General features: G+C 33.7%; 12 protein-coding genes. 4 read left to right on the top strand and 8 right to left on the bottom strand.

Annotated elements, in window-relative coordinates; genetic code table 11:
* Window positions 1–32 precede the first annotated feature (32 nt).
* The 6 genes from APS56_RS07810 to APS56_RS07785 all read right to left on the bottom strand — a co-directional run bounded on the left by APS56_RS07810 (window position 33) and on the right by APS56_RS07785 (window position 9,404).
* Complete coding sequence (locus tag APS56_RS07810) at window positions 33–1,370, bottom strand: M28 family peptidase (protein ID WP_054726914.1); 1,338 nt, start codon at window positions 1,368–1,370, stop codon at window positions 33–35.
* 94 nt (window positions 1,371–1,464) lie between these two features.
* Window positions 1,465–3,258, bottom strand: coding sequence for an acyl-CoA dehydrogenase FadE (locus tag APS56_RS07805; RefSeq protein ID WP_054726912.1), 1,794 nt, complete (start codon window positions 3,256–3,258; stop codon window positions 1,465–1,467).
* Between the two features lie 120 nt (window positions 3,259–3,378).
* Window positions 3,379–4,569 carry an acetyl-CoA C-acyltransferase gene (locus APS56_RS07800; RefSeq protein WP_054726910.1) on the bottom strand — a complete coding sequence of 397 codons (1,191 nt, stop codon included), beginning with the start codon at window positions 4,567–4,569 and terminating at the stop codon, window positions 3,379–3,381.
* Window positions 4,570–4,646: 77 nt separating this feature from the next.
* Complete coding sequence (locus APS56_RS07795) at window positions 4,647–7,055, bottom strand: 3-hydroxyacyl-CoA dehydrogenase/enoyl-CoA hydratase family protein (RefSeq protein ID WP_054726907.1); 2,409 nt, start codon at window positions 7,053–7,055, stop codon at window positions 4,647–4,649.
* 8 nt (window positions 7,056–7,063) lie between these two features.
* Window positions 7,064–7,510: a MarR family winged helix-turn-helix transcriptional regulator gene (locus APS56_RS07790; protein ID WP_054726904.1), complete on the bottom strand. Its 447-nt coding sequence runs from the start codon at window positions 7,508–7,510 to the stop codon at window positions 7,064–7,066.
* Window positions 7,511–7,628: 118 nt separating this feature from the next.
* Window positions 7,629–9,404: an AMP-dependent synthetase/ligase gene (locus APS56_RS07785; RefSeq protein WP_054726902.1), complete on the bottom strand. Its 1,776-nt coding sequence runs from the start codon at window positions 9,402–9,404 to the stop codon at window positions 7,629–7,631.
* 346 nt (window positions 9,405–9,750) lie between these two features.
* Here APS56_RS07785 and APS56_RS07780 point away from each other — a divergent pair, with 346 nt between their 5' ends.
* The 4 genes from APS56_RS07780 (at window position 9,751) to APS56_RS07765 (ending at window position 15,885) form a co-directional block, all read left to right on the top strand.
* A complete protein-coding gene (locus tag APS56_RS07780) occupies window positions 9,751–11,568 on the top strand; it encodes a chondroitinase-B domain-containing protein (protein WP_157757633.1) in 1,818 nt (605 codons plus the stop codon).
* 450 nt (window positions 11,569–12,018) lie between these two features.
* Window positions 12,019–14,244, top strand: a complete 2,226-nt coding sequence (pflB, locus tag APS56_RS07775; RefSeq protein WP_054726898.1) for a formate C-acetyltransferase — start codon at window positions 12,019–12,021, stop codon at window positions 14,242–14,244.
* 92 nt (window positions 14,245–14,336) lie between these two features.
* A complete protein-coding gene (gene pflA / locus APS56_RS07770) occupies window positions 14,337–15,065 on the top strand; it encodes a pyruvate formate-lyase-activating protein (protein ID WP_236778476.1) in 729 nt (242 codons plus the stop codon).
* 34 nt (window positions 15,066–15,099) lie between these two features.
* Window positions 15,100–15,885 carry a formate/nitrite transporter family protein gene (locus APS56_RS07765; protein WP_054726895.1) on the top strand — a complete coding sequence of 262 codons (786 nt, stop codon included), beginning with the start codon at window positions 15,100–15,102 and terminating at the stop codon, window positions 15,883–15,885.
* Between the two features lie 152 nt (window positions 15,886–16,037).
* Here APS56_RS07765 and purL read toward each other — a convergent pair whose 3' ends face one another.
* Together purL and APS56_RS07755 are read right to left on the bottom strand one after the other, a co-directional pair.
* Window positions 16,038–19,718: a phosphoribosylformylglycinamidine synthase gene (gene purL, locus APS56_RS07760; protein ID WP_054726893.1), complete on the bottom strand. Its 3,681-nt coding sequence runs from the start codon at window positions 19,716–19,718 to the stop codon at window positions 16,038–16,040.
* A 122-nt stretch (window positions 19,719–19,840) separates the two neighbouring features.
* Window positions 19,841–20,641 carry a haloacid dehalogenase type II gene (locus tag APS56_RS07755; RefSeq protein ID WP_054726891.1) on the bottom strand — a complete coding sequence of 267 codons (801 nt, stop codon included), beginning with the start codon at window positions 20,639–20,641 and terminating at the stop codon, window positions 19,841–19,843.
* Between the last annotated feature and the right edge of the window lie 49 nt (window positions 20,642–20,690).

Here is a 20,690-nt window from a genome sequence, read left to right as displayed (position 1 = left end):
CAAATTTGAAATCTAATTTCGTTAATATTTATTTAATTGTCTCTGAAAATTTTATTCGGAAATTTGACAATGCTTTCAAAACCGTTTTCTCCAACGGATGCTATTCCGAAAAAGTAATTGTCAATAACAATACCGTTTAATGTAAATTCTGAAATATCGCCAACATATCTGCTATAATCCCATGTAGGAGAGGTAGTAGCTCTCCAATAGATTTTATAGCCTTTTGCACCATCAACTTTATCCCATCTAAATTTTACGGAAGGTTCAACTATACCACCAATGGCCACATTTTTTGGATGAGGAGGGGCTGATGCTAAACTCGCCAAATTGATGGCGTTTGCTGCAGTTAGTTTTTTAGCATAATCAAAATTAACATGCTCAATAACATCTCCATATTTAATACCATTTTCTACGCGTATATCTTGATGTTGCTGATTGTAGTTTTCATGTGCCTCCATAATACGAATACCTGCAAAGCCTAAATCGTTAAAGGGTCTATGATGTCCACCGCGTCCAAACCTATCTAACCTGTAAATCATCATAGGATTCATTTCAGGCATATAGGTTTTAGTTGTTTTATGTACGTAACGAGCTAATTGGCGAGATATACCATCAACTTCGCCACCATAAAATCGGCGCAAGTTCCGTTCTTTATTGGTTTCATTAGCGGGTACGGGTTCAGAAAATATTCTAAAGCTTCTGTTGTCTATCACACCATCAACACCTTTTATGTTTCCAATCATGTCATTATTTAAAATCCCAATGATTTCCCAATCGTTATCTTTTGAAAATTTAGCTAATCCTGCACCACCAAATAAACCTTGTTCTTCGCCTGATAAACCAACATAAACAATACTGCTTTCAAATTTATAATTGCTTAAAACTCTGGCTGCTTCAATTGTACCTGCCATACCTGAAGCATTGTCGTTAGCACCTGGTGCATCAATTGTAAAGTTCATGGTGTTACTGGCACGTGAATCAATATCTCCACTCATAATAATGTAACGATTGGGATATTTAGTGCCTTTTTGAACGGCTACTACATTAACAATCCAAGCATCGTGAGGTACTCGAGTATGATGTGCTTTTGATACAAAATCTTTTTGGTAAAAAACATCCAAACAATTGTTGCATGCTTTTGAAATTGATTCAAACTCTTGTTTAATCCAACGTCTTGCAGCTCCAATACCACGGGTGTTAGAAAGGGTATCGCTAAACGTATTTCGAGTGCCAAAATCAACCAAAGTTTGAACATCCTTTTGTATTCTTTTAGATGAAATACTATCTATGATATCATATAATTGTTGATTGGTTTGAGAGCTTATTAAACATGTTGAAAATAAAATGATGATTAATGCTGTTATACGCATATTTTGATTTTTCACTAAAATTAATAAAAAAAACGCTTCTATAAATGTAGAAGCGTTTTATGGTTAATAATTACCTTTGTTTTAAAATCAGTTATTAAAAACAATAACTATTTTCTTCTTTTACTTTTTTCGCAATTTCTCGCCTTAAATCTACAATGTCTGGGTAGTTGGTGTATTTTGTAAAGCGTTTTAAACCCATAAGCATCATACGTTGCTCATCACCTTCTGCAAAGGAAATAATGCTTTCTTTTCCATTTTTCTCAACAATATCCACAGTGTGATATAAGTATAATTTGGCCATTGCAATTTGTACTTTCTGTTTGTCTTCACCAAATCGTTTTACATTTTTTTCAGTTCTTAAAATGGTAGATTCAGCCATATATATTTCAATTAATATATCTGATGCCGCCAAGAGTAATTGTTGCTCTTTGTCAATTTCTGGTCCGAATTTTTTAACAGCAGCCCCTGCCACCATTAAAAACACTTTTTTAAGCTTGGCAATCATTTCTTTTTCCTCGGAAAATAATACAGAATAATCAGGAGTATCGAAAGAAGGAATGCCCAATAGTTCATTACCTACTGCTGTTGCAGGTCCCAATAAATCTACATGGCCTTTCATAGCTTTTTTTACTAACATGCCTACACAATGCATTCTGTTAATTTCGTTAGTGCCTTCATATATTCTTGTAATTCTTGCATCTCGCCACGCCGCTTCCATATGCGTGTCTTCCGAAAAGCCCATTCCTCCAAATATTTGAATACCTTCATCAGCGCAATGTTGTACATCTTCAGAAACAGCAACTTTTAAAATAGAACATTCTATAGCGTATTCTTCAACACCTTTAAGTTCGGCTTCCTGATGTGAATTGCCAGCAGCTTCACGGAGCGTAATTCTATCTTCTATGTCTTTGGCAGCTCTGTATGTTGCAGATTCTCCGGCATAAGTGTTGGTCGCCATTTCGGCTAGTTTTACTTTAATGGCACCAAAATCAGCTATGGGTGTTTTAAATTGTTTGCGTTCAGTTGCATATTGGATGCCTAATGTGGTTATACGTCTTTGAGAATCTAAACAAGCTGCCGCTAATTTAATACGTCCAATATTTAATGAGTTCATGGCTATTTTGAATCCATTTCCTCTTTCAGAAAGCATATTTTCAACAGGAACAACGGTGTCGTTAAAAAATACTTGTCTTGTGGATGAAGCTCGAATTCCAAGTTTATGCTCTTCTTCACCTAAAGTAATACCATTATCTGAATCATTTTCAACAATAAAACCTGTAATATTTTTGTCATTTTCAATGCGAGCAAAAACAATGAATAATTTACAGAATCCTGCATTTGAAATCCACATTTTTTGTCCGTTAATTTTATAACTTTTGCCATCACTAGAAAGTGTGGCCGTTGTTTTTCCTGAATTAGCATCACTTCCTGCCCCAGGTTCTGTTAAGCAATAGGCTCCAAACCATTCGCCAGAAGCTAATTTGGGGACATATTTTTGTTTTTGTTCTTCAGTACCATAAAGTGTAATAGGCATAGTACCAATGCCTGTGTGTGCACCAAAAGCTGTACTGAAGGAGCCCGTGCCACTAGAAATATAATCACAAGTTAGCAGTGTGGAAACAAAGCTCATTCCTAAACCGCCATAAGTTTCTGGAACTGCTACACTTAAAAATCCAAGTTCACCAGCTTTACGCATACAGGATTCGGTGAGTGCATAGTCTTTAGCTTCAAATTTTGCTCTGTTTGGAATAATTTCTCTATCGTTAAATTCCATAACAGCTTCTTTCATCATTTTTTGCTCCTCGGTGAAATCTTCGGGAGTAAAAACGTCATCACATTTAGTTTCTTTAACTATAAATTGTCCGCCGCGTAATAGTTGTTTTTCCATAGTTTAGCCCTTTTAACTCTCCAAAGAAGAGAACTGTTACAGGGTGTTTTTTAGTTATACTTTAATTATTTTTTCTGTTTTGTAATACTTCTTTACGTTTGAGGTGATAGGAAGTATTTCTTATTTAAGAAATTCAAAAATACCGCATGCACCTTGTCCGGTACCTACGCACATGGTTACAGCGCCATATTTACCTTGCATGTTTTGTTTTCGCATTTCATCAAATAATTGAACCGACAATTTTGCTCCGGTGCAACCTAAAGGGTGTCCTAATGCAATGGCTCCACCATTTACATTAACAATGTCTGGGTTAAGGTTTAATTCTCTAATTACAGCTAAAGATTGAGAAGCAAAGGCTTCATTTAGTTCAATTAGTTCTAAATCTTTTTGTTTTAATCCTGTTAATTTTAATGATTTTGGGATGGCTTTAACAGGACCAATACCCATAATACGAGGATCTACTCCTGCAGCGGCATAATTTACTAAGCGCGCAATTGGTTCCAGATTTAATTCTTTTACCATAGTCTCACTCATAACCATAACAAAAGCAGCTCCATCACTCATTTGAGAAGAGTTTCCAGCAGTCACACTTCCACCTGCAGCAAAAACAGGGCGTAATTTTGCTAAAGCCTGTAAGTTTGTTCCAGCACGAGGTCCTTCGTCTTTAGAAACGGTATATGTTTTTGTTGTTTTTTTTCCATTCGTATCCATATAGGTTTGCTCAATTTCAATAGGTACTATTTGATCTTGAAAACGATTTTCAGCTTGAGCTTTTAAAGCTTTCATATGGGAATTATAGGCGAATTCATCTTGGTCTTCACGCGATACATTAAATTGATTAGCTACTGCTTCGGCTGTATTCCCCATCCCCCAGTAGTAGTCGGGGTGTCCTTCTTTTATGATTTCATAATTAAGCTCTGGTTTGTAACCAGACATAGGAACGGAACTCATGCTTTCAGCACCTCCTGCTATAATACAATCTGCCATACCAGACTGTATTTTTGCTGTTGCAATGGCAATGGTTTCTACACCAGAAGAGCAAAATCTGTTGACTGTTACGCCTGGAACTTCTATAGAATCTAACCCAATTAAAGAGATAAAACGAGCCATGTTTAAGCCTTGTGCGCCTTCAGGCATAGCATTTCCAACAATTACATCGTCAATGCGTGTTTTATCCAATTGAGGCAGTTCTTTCATCATATATTGAATGGTTTCAGCAGCCAATTCATCAGTTCGTTTAAAACGGAAAAGTCCTTTAGGAGCCTTTCCAACGGCAGTTCTGTATGCTTTTACTATATATGCTTGTTTCATTTTTTTGTTATTTTAGATAATTAGATTTTCTGGATTATTCAGATTTCTAAAATTTAAAAGTCTACCATCCAAGTTGTCTAATTTCGTAATGGTTTTCCTTTTTTTAGCATATGTTGAATACGTTCTAATGTTTTCCGTTCAGTGCATAAACTTAAAAAAGCTTCCCGTTCCAAATCCAATAAATACTGCTCTGTCACTAAAGTAGGTTCTGATAAGTCGCCACCAGCCATGACGTAAGCAAGTTTGTCTGCAATTTTTTGGTCATGCTTACTAATATACTTGCTATTTTGCATAGCATCAGTGCCTACTAAAAACATCCCTAAAGCCTGTTTTCCTAATACTTTTACATCTGTACGTTTTAGAGGTTGTGTATAACCCGCTTCTGCAATTAATTTGGCATGAGCTTTAGCGGTAGCAATTTGCCTATCTTTATTAACAACTATAATATCCTTGCCTTTTTGAAGGATTCCTAAATCAAAGGCTTCATAGGCAGAAGTAGATACTTTAGCCATAGCAATGGATAGGAAATATTCGCGTAATGTGTTTAATTCTACATCATCTTTTCTAAACATATCAGAGGCTCTTAAAGCCATTTCTTTTGAGCCAGCACCTCCAGGAATAACACCTACACCAAACTCCACCAATCCAATATAAGTTTCAGCAGCAGCAACTACTTTGTCTGCGTGCATGGAGAGTTCGCAAGCACCTCCTAATGACATACCATGAGGAGCAGAAATAGTGGGTATTGATGAGTAGCGCATACGCATCATCGTGTCTTGGAAGTATTTGATGGCAGCGTTTAATTCATCATATTCTTGCTCTACAGCCATCATAAAAATCATACCAATATTGGCACCAACTGAAAAGTTGGCCCCTTGATTTCCAATAATTAGGCCTTGAAAGTTTTTTTCCGCTAAATCAACAGCTTTATTTAATCCTGCTAGCACATCACCACCAATGGTATTCATTTTAGATTGGAATTCGCAGTTTAAAATACCATCGCCTAAGTCTTCAATAACCACACCCGAGTTTTTCCAAACTTCATTAGGTTTTCTAATGTTATTTAAGATAATAAAGGCATCCTGACCAGGCACTTTTTCTTGTTTTTTCTTTTGGATATCATAAGCAAATGTAGCACCTTCTTTAACGGTATAAAAAGATTTGTTGCCAGAAGCTAACATGTCTTGTACCCAAGAAGCAGGTGCTAAACCTTCCAATTTCATGATGTCAATACCTTTTTCTACGCCAATAGCATCCCATATTTGGAATGGACCGTGCTCCCATCCAAAACCAGCTTTCATAGCATCATCAATTTTATAAAGGTCGTCTGTAATTTCAGGAATCCTGTTGGTAACATAAGCAAATAAGGATGCAAAACTTTTTCTATAAAATTCACCTGCTTTATCTGTTCCAGATACTAATACTTTAAATCGGTCAGCTACATTGTCAATGGTTTTTGTTAGTTCTAAAGTGGCAAAATTTGCTTTTTTTACTGAACGATATTCTAAGGTATTCAAGTCTAATGATAAAATTTCAGAAGTACCATCATCCTTTTTTGTTTTTTTATAAAAACCTTGTCCTGTTTTACTTCCAAGCCATTTGTTTTCAACCATGGTATTGATGAAATTAGGCAATTTAAAAAGAGATAGTTGTTCATCGTTTTTACAATTTTCTGCAATACCATTAGCTACATGTACAAGAGTATCTAATCCAACTACATCAACGGTTCTGAAAGTTGCCGATTTGGGTCTGCCAATAACGGGACCTGTTAATTTATCAACTTCTTCAATAGTCAAATCCATTTCTTTTACGGTATGGAACAAGCTCATAATGCTAAAAATTCCAATTCTATTTCCTATAAATGCGGGTGTGTCTTTAGCAACAACCGATGTTTTTCCAAGGAATTGTTCACCATAACTATTTAAAAAATTAAGAACTTCGGTAGATGTATGAGGTCCAGGAATGATTTCAAACAATTTTAAATAGCGTGCTGGATTGAAAAAGTGGGTCCCACAAAAATGCTTTTGAAAATCGTCACTTCGTCCTTCACTCATAAACTTGATAGGAATACCAGAGGTATTTGAAGTTATTAAGGTTCCAGGGGTTCTATATTTTTCTAATTTTTCGAATACTTGTTTTTTTATGTCAAGGCGTTCAATAACAACTTCCATAATCCAGTCTACGTTTGCTACTTTAGCAATGTCATCTTCTGTATTTCCCGTTGTAATTCTACTTGCAAATTTTTGATGGTAAATAGGGGATGGGCTTGATTTTAATGCGGTTGTTAAGGAGTTGTTTACAATTCTATTTCGAACAGATTTGTCTTCAAGAGTTAAATTTTTTGCTTTTTCGGCATCATTTAATTCTCGTGGAATAATATCTAATAATAATACATCTACACCTATATTGGCAAAATGGCATGCAATACCACTTCCCATAATTCCAGAGCCAATAATAGCTATTTTTTTAATTGTTCGTTTGCTCATTTTGTATATTAACTATCGGATTGATTGTAAATTTTTTTGTTACTTACCATGTCATTTATATGCTGTGCAACTTCATAAAAATGTTTTAACTTTTCTTCAGAAATACTGTTTCTTATAGCATTATTGAATATCAGTACTTTTTCCCTTGATAATTCTCTTTTTTGTTTTCCAAAATCAGTTAAGTGAATGATGACTCCTCGTCCATCATCTGGATTTGGTTTTCGTTCAATTAACCCTTTTTTTTCCATGGTTTTTAAAATACGTGATAAACTAGTTGCTTCCATGCCCATTTTTGGTCCCAAGGCTGTTGATGCTGTTCCTTTTTCTGGATCTATACTCAGCAAACAAAATCCAGTAGCCATGGTGGTTTCAAATTTTGAAGCTTCTTCATTATACATCTTATTTACCGCTAACCAAGTGGTTCTTAAAACATAGTCTATTGTTTTTTCTTTCATGCTTTTGGTTGGAGTTCAATCCAAATATATGAAAAATATATTATGCATGCATAACAAAGTGTTTTTTAATTGTGGAACAGTAGGGTTAAAACTCATTTAAAAATGAGTTTTAAATTATTTAGTTATCACCTCGGTAAATTTTTTCAATGAGGTTAAAATACTTTTCTTTAATAACCTTTCGTTTCATTTTCATAGTAGGAGTCAGGTGCCCTGCTTCAATTGACCAAACATCTGGTGTTAGTTCAAACTTTTTAATTTGTTCCCATTTTCCAAATTTTTTGTTGGCTGTATCAATTTCGTCTTGTATTCTAGCTAACAGTTGTGAATTAGAAATAAGATCTTTATTTGAATTCACCTTGATTCTATGTCGTTTGGCCCATTCTTCAACAAATTCAAAATTAAGTTGTATTAAGGCAGCAGGCATTTTTTCTCCTTCACCAATTACCATTATTTGCTCAATAAATCGTGATTGTTTAAATTTATTCTCAAGTAATGTGGGTGCTACATATTTTCCACCAGAAGTTTTAAACATTTCTTTTTTTCGATCGGTTATTTTTAAGAAACCATCAGAATCTATTTCTCCAATATCACCAGTATGGAAATATTCACCTGTCATAACTTCAGCAGTTTTTTCAGGGTCTTTATAATACCCCATCATAACATTGGGGCCTTTCACTAAAATTTCGCCGTCATCAGCAATTTTAACTTCAACATTATCAATTATTCGGCCTACAGTGCCAACTCTAAAGCCTCCATTTCTCATATCATTAACTGAAATAACAGGAGAGGTTTCTGTAAGACCATATCCTTCCATTATAGGAAGTTTAGCGGCTGCAAAAACACGATTAAGCCTAGGTTGTAAAGCAGCACTTCCTGACACCATTAATTCTAAGTTTCCACCTAACCCTTCCTTCCATTTACTGAAAATTAGTTTTCTCGCAAGTTTTAATTGTGTTTCGTACCACCATCCGTTTTCTTTGTAGGGTTTAAATCGTAACCCTAAATCTACAGCCCAAAAGAAAAGCATTTTTTTTATACCTTTTAAATCGCTTCCTTTGGCTATAATTTTATCATACACCTTCTCAAATAAACGAGGTACAGCAGTCATAACGGTTGGATGTACCTCTTTAAGATTATCGCTCATTTTTTCGATAGATTCAGCAAAATAAATTTCTACACCACAATATTGATAGAGGTATACCACCATGCGTTCAAAAACATGGCAAATAGGCAGAAAACTTAAAGCTTTAGATTTTCCATGATCAAATGGCACTCGCTTTTCACTATCTAAAACATTAGAAACTATGTTTTTATGTGATAACATAACCCCTTTAGGCTTTCCTGTTGTTCCAGATGTATAAATTAAAGTTGCTAAATCAGTAGGTTTTACAGCGTTCTTTCTCTCTTCTACTTCATTTTGGTTACTGTCATCTTCTCCTAAGGCTAAAACATCTTTCCAGTTATCTTGGTTCCCTATATTGTCTAAAACGTAAATATTTTTAAGCTTGGTGTTATTTTTTATAGAATTTATTTTTTCTAACACTTCAATATCTGATACAAAGCAATAAACAGATTCTGAATGATTTAAAATATATTCATAATCTTCTGCACTTATTGTAGGATAAATGGGGACATTTTGTGCGCCAGTTTGTAGTATACCTACATCTAATATATGCCACTCAGTTCTATTTGTAGAAGATATTACTGCAATTTTATCATTTGGTTTTACACCTAATCTTAAAAGACCTCTGCTTATTTTATTAGACTGATTAATATATTCCTTAGTTGAAATACTAATCCATTCATCATTATATTTGGTAGTGAGCGCTTTTTCAAGATTAAATTTTTTAAGTTGATACAGCGGAAAGTCAAAAATTCTGTTAACCTCAATCATTATTTTGGTCTAGTTAAGTTTTATGCAAATTAGGAAAATAAATGGGATTTTCAAATAGATAATAAAATAAGCTATTTGTTGCATAATTAATAGTAAGTACAAGTTTAGTTGTTTTGATATTATTCTTTTCGGAATTTTCAATAAAAGTTACTCAGTAATTTTGATTTTCAAAATGGACCAAGGCTTTTATTATTACAATCATTTTAAGCTTTTTTTCTAAGCTTTTAATTTTAAGATGCAATTTGTGAAAATAAATAACTGATTATCAGTGTTAAAAGTTATTAATATTTTGCTATATTTGGTAAACCAAATTGGTAAACCAATTGTTAATTATTTAATTATAGAAATGAAAAGGAAATTACTTAACTATTTAAGCTGTATGGCTTTAGTATCTATTAAATTAATTTATGGACAAACCGTAACAAATCAAAGTTCACTTAATAGTGCCATATCTGCTGCAGTTCCTGGTACAACTATCATTTTGTCAAATAATGGTAGTTGGGCTAATACAACAATTAGTATTAGTAAAGACGGTACTGCAGCAAATCCAATAGTTATTAAGGCAGAATCCCCTGGTATGGTTGTTTTTTCTGGAAATACTAATGTGAAGCTTGGAGGTGATTATATTCATTTTGAAGGCGTTGTTTTTGAAAACCCTCCTAATTCAGTGTCTACAGATACGCCTTTAATAGATTTTAGAGTTAATAGTTCCAATGTTTGTAATAACTGTAAAGTTTCAAATATTAAGATAGACGCTTTTAATCAAGGCTCCTCTCAACAAACAAGTGTTTTTAAGTGGATTTTATTAAGAGGAGCAAACAATGAAATAAGTTATAGCTCATTTGTTGGTAAACATGGTGTAGGAAGTATAATAAATGATAATAGAGACTCTCCTGCTGTTGAGAATTTTCATAAAATACATCATAATTATTTTGCAAATAGAACGCCTCAAGGAACCTCAGTGGTAAATGAAGATAATGATCAAGATGCTATAAGATTAGGTAACAGTTCTACATCATTGTCAGATTCGTCTTCGGAGGTTTATGATAATTATTTTTATGATTTTGTAGGTGAAATTGAAGTGATTTCTAACAAAAGTGGAAATAATAAATACTATAATAATACTTTTGAAAATTATTCAGGAGCATTGACATTAAGACATGGGAATAATTGTGAAGTATATAATAATTTTTTTTTAGCAAATGGCCAATCTTTTAGTGGGGGTATTCGAGTAATGGGTGAAAATCATAAAATTTATAATAATTATATTGAAGGCACCAGAGCTAAGTACCCAAATAATTCGTCAACAAATGGTCTTGCAGGGATTAATATTCATAATGGGATATTAAATAGCGCATTGAATCAATATTATCAGGTTAAAAATACAACTATAGTAAATAACACCTTTGTGAATTGTGATCTAGGTATAAGAGTTGGTGCGACATTTAATAGTTCACAAAATCAGCCGCCTCAAGATGTGATAATAGGTAATAACTTATTTTTTGTAGATGATGTTACAATTCCCAGTGCAAGTTCCAATAGAGCTATACAAGTTACCACCCAACTCATAGGTTCTGTATCTAAATATGAAAATAATATAAAGCAAACCTCATATGCGTATGATTCTTTTGGAAGTTTTGATGGTGGTGGTAATTTAAATGTAGAAGTACCACCAATTGAACCAGCTCTACTAACCTCGGGGAATGATATTTATAATGTAGTTTATGGAAGTGCAGCTATTGATTATGGTGAGGGGAATTATCTATTTTTAAACAGTGATGTTTTAGGAGGTACTCGTCCCATGGGAGCTTCTATTGATGCTGGGGCAGAAGAATTTAATGGTGGAGGTGCTAAACGTCCCTACAGGCAATCAGATGTGGGAGTAACTGTTGGTTTTGGAGGTAGTCCAACTTTAAATGTTGATAATAGTATAAAAACTGAAAGTATACTTCGTATATATCCTAATCCAATAAGAGGTGATTATTTAAATATTTCATTGGATAATCAGGTTTTAGGTCAGGTTCAAATTATTGATATGCTTGGGAGAATTATAAGCAATGAAATCTATAGTTCTCAAAAAGAAACAATTTATGTGAGTGATTTAACCAGTGGGACATATATATTAAAAATTAAAAATGTCTCCAAAATATTTGTTAAACAATAATCATATATTTACAAGGGCTCTTTAAAAAAGAGCCTTTGTATTTTAGCTCATTTATCAGCTTATAGATTGAATTGATTGTTGTTCACATTTTTATTGCCAAGAGTTTTTTATAAAATAAATAGTTCATCTCATTTCATTCAAAAACAACTTTTTTTTGTTTAAAATAGTTGTCTGTTAATTCTTAGTTTTATCAAACTAATTAAAGTTTGAAATAGTAGTTTTTTTATCTTTTTTTTTGATGCAAATTATATTAGTGTCTCCTTTTAAATAAAAAACACAGTTTAAGTTATTAGATTTATAACCAATTTATTTGTTATTTTTTTAATAATTGTAATTCAAACGTTTTCGTAAATTCAAGGGCATTAAATAATATGTGTTCAATGACATTTGTCAGTTTTGGAATTAAGTTTAGGGGTTATTTTTGCACACTTAAAATAAAAGGATAAATAAATGGAAATTAAAACTTTTAACACAGGTATTTGGTGTAAGACGATTAACTTAAGAGATTTTGTTACAAACAATATTACACCGTATCATGGGACACATGATTTTTTGGTTGGTCCGAGTGAAAAAACATTAAAATTATGGGAAATTTGTAAGCAAGGAACCAAAGAGGAACGTCAAAGAAATGGTGTTCGTGCTGTTGATACAGATATTATTTCTGGAATTAATGCTTTTAAACCTGGTTATATAGATATTGAAAATGAAGTTATTGTTGGGTTACAAACCGATGAATTATTAAAAAGAGCCATGAAGCCTTATGGCGGATTTAAAGTAGTTAAAAAAGCGTTGTCTGAGCATGGATTAGAACCAAACAATCAACTGTCAGAATTATTTACAAAATATGTAAAATCACATAATGATGGTGTGTTTGATGCTTATACAGAGGAAATCAGAAAATTTCGTTCATTAGGGTTTTTAACAGGATTGCCAGATAATTATGCGCGAGGCAGAATTATAGGAGATTATCGTAGAATTGCTTTATATGGTGTGACACGTTTAATAGAGGCTAAAAAGCAAGATTTAGCAAATATTACTGGTCCCATGAGCGATAAAGTCATTCGCTTGAGAGAAGAAGTTTCTGAGCAAATTAAAGCTTTAAAAGAAATAGTTGAAATGGGGGAATCTTATGGTTTAGATTTATCTCGTCCTGCAGAAAATGCTCAAGAAGCGGTACAGTGGACATATATGGCTTACTTGGCTGCTGTAAAAGAACAAGATGGCGCAGCCATGTCATTAGGGAATGTATCTTCATTTTTAGATATTTTTATAGAAAGAGATTTAGAAGAAGGTTTAATTACTGAAGTTGAAGCACAAGAATATATTGATCAATTTGTAATGAAGTTGCGTATGGTTCGCCACTTAAGAATGGAAGCTTATGATGAAATTTTTGCTGGAGATCCAACTTGGGTCACAGAGGCGATAGGCGGTATGTTTGCAGATGGAAGAACTAAGGTTACTAAAACATCGTTCCGTTTTTTAAATACTCTTTATAATTTAGGGGCTTCACCAGAGCCAAATATTACCATATTGTGGTCTGAAAACTTACCTCAAAATTTTAAAAATTACTGTGCTAAAGTATCTATAGACACTTCGTCTATTCAATTTGAAAACGATGATTTAATGCGTGATAAACGAGGGTCAGATGATTATGGAATTGCTTGTTGCGTGTCTTTTCAAGAATTAGGAAAATCAATTCAGTTTTTTGGTGCACGAACTAATTTAGCTAAAACACTATTGTTAGCATTAAACGGAGGTAAATGTGAATTTTCTGGAACACAAATGATTGCTGGTATTCCTGAATATACTGATGAGTATTTAGATTTTGATAAAGTAATGGCTAATTTTAAAATAGCCATGAAAGAAGTTGCCAGAGTGTATAATGACTCTATGAATATTATACACTATATGCATGATAAATATTATTATGAAAAAGCACAAATGGCATTAATTGATACCAATCCTAATATTAATATTGCTTATGGAATTGCCGGTTTATCTATTGTGGCTGATTCATTGTCTGCTATCAAATATGCAAAAGTAAAACCAATTAGAAATGAAGAGGGTTTAACTATTGATTTTCAAATTGAAGGTGACTTTCCAAAATATGGAAATGATGACGATAGAGTAGATACTTTAGCAAGTAATGCGGTTGCTGATTTTAACAACGAATTAAAAAAATTACCCGTTTATAAAGATGCAGAAGTTACTTTGTCAGTTTTAACAATTACTTCAAATGTTTCTTATGGAAAAAAAACAGGAGCAACACCAGATGGTAGAGCACGAGGCATTGCTTTTGCACCTGGAGCTAACCCAATGCATGGTCGCGATTGTAGTGGTGCCATTGCGTCTTTAAATTCAGTGTCAAAAATCAATTATGACGATTCTAAAGATGGTATCTCAAATACATTCTCAATTGTACCAAAATCTTTAGGTTCAGATGAAGAAGAACAAATTGAAAATTTAGCAGCTACTTTAGATGGTTATTTTTCAAGAAATGCCCAGCACTTGAATGTTAACGTGTTGAATAAAGAAATGCTAATGGATGCCATGAAAAATCCAGATGACTATCCTCAATTAACCATTCGTGTGTCTGGTTATGCTGTAAATTTTGTCCGATTAACAAAAGAACAACAGTTAGAGGTTATTACACGTTCGTTCCATGAATCTCTGTAATAATTGCTAATACATTGAAAGCGTATATATACGCTTTCAATGTTTCTTATAAAACACTAAATAAAAAAAATATCAAAACACAAATAAATACATTGAGAGTACATTCGATTGAATCATTTGGAACTCATGACGGGCCGGGCATACGTTGGGTCGTTTTTTTACAAGGTTGTAAGCTGAAATGTTTGTACTGTCATAACCCAGATACTATTGAAACGTCTGGAGGAACCGTTTATGATATCGAAGAGTTAGTTCAAATGGCTCTTAAAATGAAACCCTATTTTGGAGCAAGAGGAGGCGTAACCGTTTCAGGAGGAGAACCATTATTACAAGCGAAAGAATTAATTCCTTTTTTTAAACGATTAAAAGAAGAAGGGATTCATACAAATATTGATACTAATGGAAGAATTTTGAATAGTTTTTCTAAAGAACTTTTAGATAACTACACTGATTTAGTGATGTTAGATATCAAACATATGACAGAAGAAGGCTATTTAGCTTTAACGGGTGTTAAATGCAAAGAAACAACTTTCAATTTCGCAGAATATCGAGAAGCATCAGGAAAAAACATGTGGTTGCGCTATGTGCTGATTCCGGGTATCACTAGTAAGCCTCAATTATTACATGCCATGGGTGCGTATTTTAAGGATTATGATACTATTGAAAAAATAGAAATCCAACCATACCATAAATTAGGGGTTCATAAGTGGGAAGCATTAGGATGGGCTTACCAATTAAAAGATGCTCGAGAAAACACCCCTGAAGAGTTAATTGAAGCTTCAAATATTTTGAAAAAATATTTTAAAAAAGTGAAAGTAAATTGATTATTGATATTGAAAGAAAGAAAAACATTTTATAATGAATAGCCCTAAAGAAGTTATTGAAATAGTTGGTGTATTAGCGCTAAATAAAGGAAAATATAAAGTAAGTAAAATACTAATTCTTGCTTTTTTAGCAGGAGCTTACATAGCTTTTGGGGGATTATTAGCTATAGTTGTAGGTGGAGGTTCGCCATTATTATCTGCCAGTAATCCTGGAATAACCAAGTTTCTTTTTGGAGCAATGTTTCCTATTGGCCTTATCTTGGTAGTTATAGTAGGTGCTGAACTTTTTACTGGAAACAATGCCTATTTTATACCTAATATCTTAAGTAAAAAGCAAAGGGTTAGTACTGTGTTGAAAAACTGGGGTTTAGTATATTTTGGTAATTTTATAGGAGCCCTTTTTGTTGCTTATTTTATGACTCATTTAACACACATTGTTAGTGATTCTCCTTTTTCTGAATCGGTACGCAATGTAGCAATTAGCAAAACGAGTCATACGTTTTTAGTAACCTTCCTAAAAGGGATAGGAGCCAATTGGTTAGTTTGTTTGGCTGTTTGGCAGGGGATGGCAGCTAAAGATACCGTTGGTAAAATTTTTGCTATTTGGCTACCAGTGATGGCTTTTGTTACTTTAGGGTTTGAACATAGTATTGCTAATATGTATTTTATTCCATTGGCTATTTTCGAAGGTGTAAATATTACTTGGAGTGAGTTTATTATAAATAATTTAGCTCCAGCAACATTAGGAAACATAGTAGGAGGTGTTATTTTTGTAGGTATGCCCTATGGTTATCTCTTTGGTAATAAGGTGAAAATATAAAGTGTTATTTGTTGAATCTACTTATTTGGAGTATTTTATGAAAAGGATTTTGCTAAAGCAGATTAATTAACTGCAGTAAGTTTTTTTATTTACATTCTATAAAAATACTCCCGAAATCATTTTTTTAAATTCGGGAGTTTTTATTTGAATAATTACTGTTTTTCTAACCAAATTCTGGCATTTACAAAAGCTTCCAACCAAGGTGAAACTTCGTCTTTCCTACCGTCAGGATAGTTTGCCCAATTCCATTGAAATGTGGAGCGCTCAATATGTGGCATAGTTACTAAATGACGTCCTGTTTTATCACACATCATTGCTGTGTTGAAGTCAGAACCATTTGGATTATGTGGGTATTCGGTATAAGCGTATTTAGCAACAATTTGATATTTATCTTCTGCATAAGGTAAATTAAATTTTCCTTCGCCATGCGAAATCCATACTCCTAAAGTGCTGCCAGCAAGTGTTGAAAGCATTACGGAGTTGTTTTCTTGAATTTTTACTGAAGTGAAAGCACTTTCATGTTTATGAGAATCATTATGCAACATCTTTCCATGAATATCATGTTCTGGATTGATGAGGTCTAATTCCATCCATAATTGACAACCATTACAAATTCCAACAGATAAAGTATCCTCCCTAGCAAAGAAATCTTTAATCACTTTATTGGCTTTTTCATTGTATTTAATAGCTCCAGCCCAACCTTTAGCAGACCCTAAAACATCACTGTTACTGAATCCTCCAACAGCTCCTAAAAACTGAATGTCTTTTAAAGTTTCACGACCAGAAATTAAATCGGTCATATGTACATCTTTTACATCAAAACCAGCTAAATACATGGCATTTGCCATTTCGCGTTCAGAATTACTTCCTTTTTCTCGGAGGATAGCTGCTTTAGGTTTATTTTTTAGGTTATTGATAGGAGTGAAAACACCAGTAAAATGTTTAGGGAAAACATATTGTAAAGGTTGATTTTTATAATTATCAAAACGATTTTGAGCTAAACCATTTGCTGTTTGTTTTTGATCTAATAAATATGATGTTTTGTACCAAATATCTCTTGTTTTAACAACATTAAAGGTGAAAATGTCGTCGTTATTTTTAATGGTAACATAGCCAGTATTATTAGCTGAACCTATATTGAAAAACTCTATGTTATTTTTAGATAAAATTGTTTCTACTGAAGCATCTGCTTGAAATACAATACCTGAATTTTCAGCAAATAACACTTTGATAGAATCGTCTTCATTTAATTTAGAAAGATTAAAATCAGCACCTAAATTAACATCAGCAAAACACAATTCTAAAAGAGTAGTAATTAATCCTCCAGAAGCAACATCGTGACCTGCTTTAATTTTATCTGTTTTAATGAGGGTTTGGATGGTATTAAAAACTGTTTTAACAAAGGCAGGGTCTTTTACGTCAGGTGCTTCGTTTCCAATAGTATTCAATACTTGATTGAAAGAACTTCCTCCTAATTTAAAATCATCTTGAGATATATTAATATAGTAAATGTTACCAGCATTTTGTTTTAAAACTGGTTCCACCACTTTTGTTATATCATTACAATTTGCACCTGCTGAAATAATAACAGTTCCAGGAGAAATGACATCGCCCTCAGGGTATTTTTGTTTCATGGAAAGCGAATCTTTTCCTGTTGGGACATTGATACCTAAATCGATTGCAAATTCTGAAACTGCTTGAACAGCTTCGTATAAACGGGCGTCTTCACCTTCGTTTTTACAAGGCCACATCCAGTTTGCCGAAAGCGAAATACTTTTTAAATCATTTTTTAGCGGTGCCCAAATAATGTTGGTTAGGGTTTCCGTAATGGCATTTCTACTACCTGCAGCCGAGTTTATTAATCCAGAAATAGGCGAGTGCCCAATGGACGTTGCAACACCTTCTTTCCCTTTAAAATCAAGAGCCATAACAGCAACATTGTTTAGAGGGATTTGTAAAGGGCCAACACATTGCTGTTTGGCAACTTTTCCACCAACACAGCGGTCTACTTTATTTGTTAACCAATCTTTACAAGCTACAGCTTCCAATTGCAAAACCTGCTCCAAATAGATTTGTAAATTTTTGGTTTTATATCTTGGGTTTTTATAATTTCTAAGTACCGTTTTATCTGTTAAAATGGTTTTTGGAGAACTTCCAAACATATCTTCCATGGCTAAATCCATAGGTTTGTGTCCGTTAGTTTTAGATTCGAAAGTAAATCGATTGTCTCCACTTACGTCACCTACTGTATACATAGGAGAACGCTCACGGTCTGCAATATTGTGTAGTGTTTTTATATGTTTTTCGGCAATGACCAAGCCCATGCGCTCTTGTGATTCGTTACCAATAATTTCTTTGTCAGAAAGTGTTGGGTCTCCTACAGGAAGGGCGTCTAAATCGATTTTTCCTCCAGTATCTTCTACTAATTCTGATAAGCAGTTTAAATGACCACCAGCACCATGATCATGAATGGAAACAATAAAATTTTCGTCACTTTCTACCATGCCACGAACTGCGTTGGCAGCACGTTTTTGCATTTCTGGATTAGAACGTTGAACGGCATTTAATTCAATACCCGAAGCAAATTCACCAGTGTCCGCAGAAGAAACTGCGGCACCACCCATGCCGATTCTGTAATTTTCACCACCAAGAATTACAATTTTATCACCCGTTTTGGGAGTTTCTTTTAAAGCTTGTTCTTTTTTACCATAACCAATACCTCCAGCTTGCATAATCACTTTATCAAAACCTAATTTACGTGGAGCAGACTCACTTGAAGAGGCATTTTCGTTATGTTCAAAAGTTAATACCGAACCACATATAAGCGGTTGTCCAAATTTGTTTCCAAAATCAGACGCGCCATTCGAAGCCTTTATTAAAATATCCATAGGTGTTTGATATAACCATTTTCTGGCTTCAAATTTTTGTTCCCAAGGTCTGTTTTCTTCCAGTCTAGAATATGAGGTCATGTAAACCGCTGTTCCAGCCAAAGGCAAAGAACCTTTTCCTCCAGCCAACCTATCTCTAATTTCCCCACCAGCACCAGTTGCAGCACCATTAAATGGCTCAACGGTAGTTGGAAAATTGTGTGTTTCTGCTTTTAATGAAATAACAGAATCAAAATCTTGAGTTGTGTAATAATCAGGAATGTCTGCACGCTTTGGAGCAAACTGTTCTACTTTTGGACCTTCAATAAAAGCAACATTATCTTTATAAGCAGAAACAATGGTGTTTGGGTGTGTTTCAGATGTTTTTCTAATAAGTTTGAAAAGTGAGGTTGGTTTTTCTTCTCCATCAATTACAAACGTACCGTTGAAAATTTTATGACGGCAGTGCTCAGAATTCACCTGAGAAAATCCAAAAACTTCAGAATCCGTTAAAGGTCTTCCAATTTTTTTAGACACACCTTCCAAATATTTCACTTCTTCATCACTTAATGATAAACCTTCTTGTTGATTGTATGCTGAAATATCTTTAATGTCAAGAATAGGTTCTGGTTTGATATCAATCGTAAATGAATTTTGATTTAATCCTTTGAATTTTTCAGAAATCATCGGGTCAAATTCGTTAAAATTCTTAGAAACGGCTTGAAATTCTTCAATACGAATAATATCGGCAATACCCATATTTTGGGTAATTTCCACAGCATTGGTACTCCAAGGTGTAATCATGGCAGCACGAGGGCCAACAAAAAAAGCATCGAGCGATGCTTGTTCTATTTTAGGCTGATTGCCAAATAACCACGATAGTTTTGCAATGGTTTCAGTTGATAATTCTTTTGTTGTTTGAACAGCAAAAATCTTGCTGGTTACGTTTCCAAAGAAATGAATCATTATTTATTGATTTGTGTGTGTTTAAAGAAAGTGCAAATTTACTTTTTTTTAGTTTAATTTCACGCAAAAATATAGGGATGTAAGTTTTGAGTTATTAGTGGGTGTTTAAACATGATAAACAATCATTTTTTTAGTACAACGAGTTTTTTTGAAATCTTAAGAAGGTCTGATTCAATAATTTCTGTTTTTGGAGCTATAGGAAACAGTTGTTGCCCAGGTCGACTAATAAAAGCGGCTCTCCAACCAGCCCAAAGTGCTCCTGCTACATCCCAGCCGTGTGCAGCTATAAGCATGCATTCTTCTGGTTTTATACCCATTTTGCGGGCACCCCAAGCATAGGTGTCTGAAAAGGGTTTAAATTTACCAATGTCTTCCACACTTAGTCTTTCATCAAAATATGATGTTAATCCGGCACTTTCAAATTGTTTTCTAACTCCTTCATTTGAAGAATTTGTAAAAGATACTAATTTATAACCAGCCTTTTTTAGTTCTTTTAAAGCTTCTTCAACTTCAGGGTGTGAAGGTAATCCCCTAAGTGCATTTAGTATGATGTTTCTTGCTTCATCTTCCTTTATTGTAATGCCATTATTTGCTGCTACCATTTGTAGTGCGGCTGCCCCTATGTTTCCAAAATGTTCGTATTGTCCACTGGCTGTGGTTACTAATGAGTATTGTAGCATGGTTGTAAACCAAAGAGATAATAAATCTTCTCTTCCATTTAAAGCTTCACCAACTTGTTTTTTCATGTCGGTAAGATCCAAAAGTGTTTCATTTACATCAAAAAACAATACTTTAGGTCTTGTTTTATTTATCATAATATTTGGGTTTTCTTGTGTATTTCCAATAGCTAAATTTGGAATTAACATTCCTGTAGTTCCTACTAAGCTTAAGTTTTTAATGAAATTTCGTCTATTATTATCCATATTATATAGTTGTTTTTTTATAAGCTGTTATTAAAAAAACCTTTCGCGC

Origin of the sequence: Pseudalgibacter alginicilyticus, from assembly GCF_001310225.1 — a bacterium.
Classification (GTDB): domain Bacteria; phylum Bacteroidota; class Bacteroidia; order Flavobacteriales; family Flavobacteriaceae; genus Pseudalgibacter; species Pseudalgibacter alginicilyticus.
Note: the sequence above shows the minus strand (reverse complement) of the source record. Positions and strands in the feature narration are given on the sequence as shown.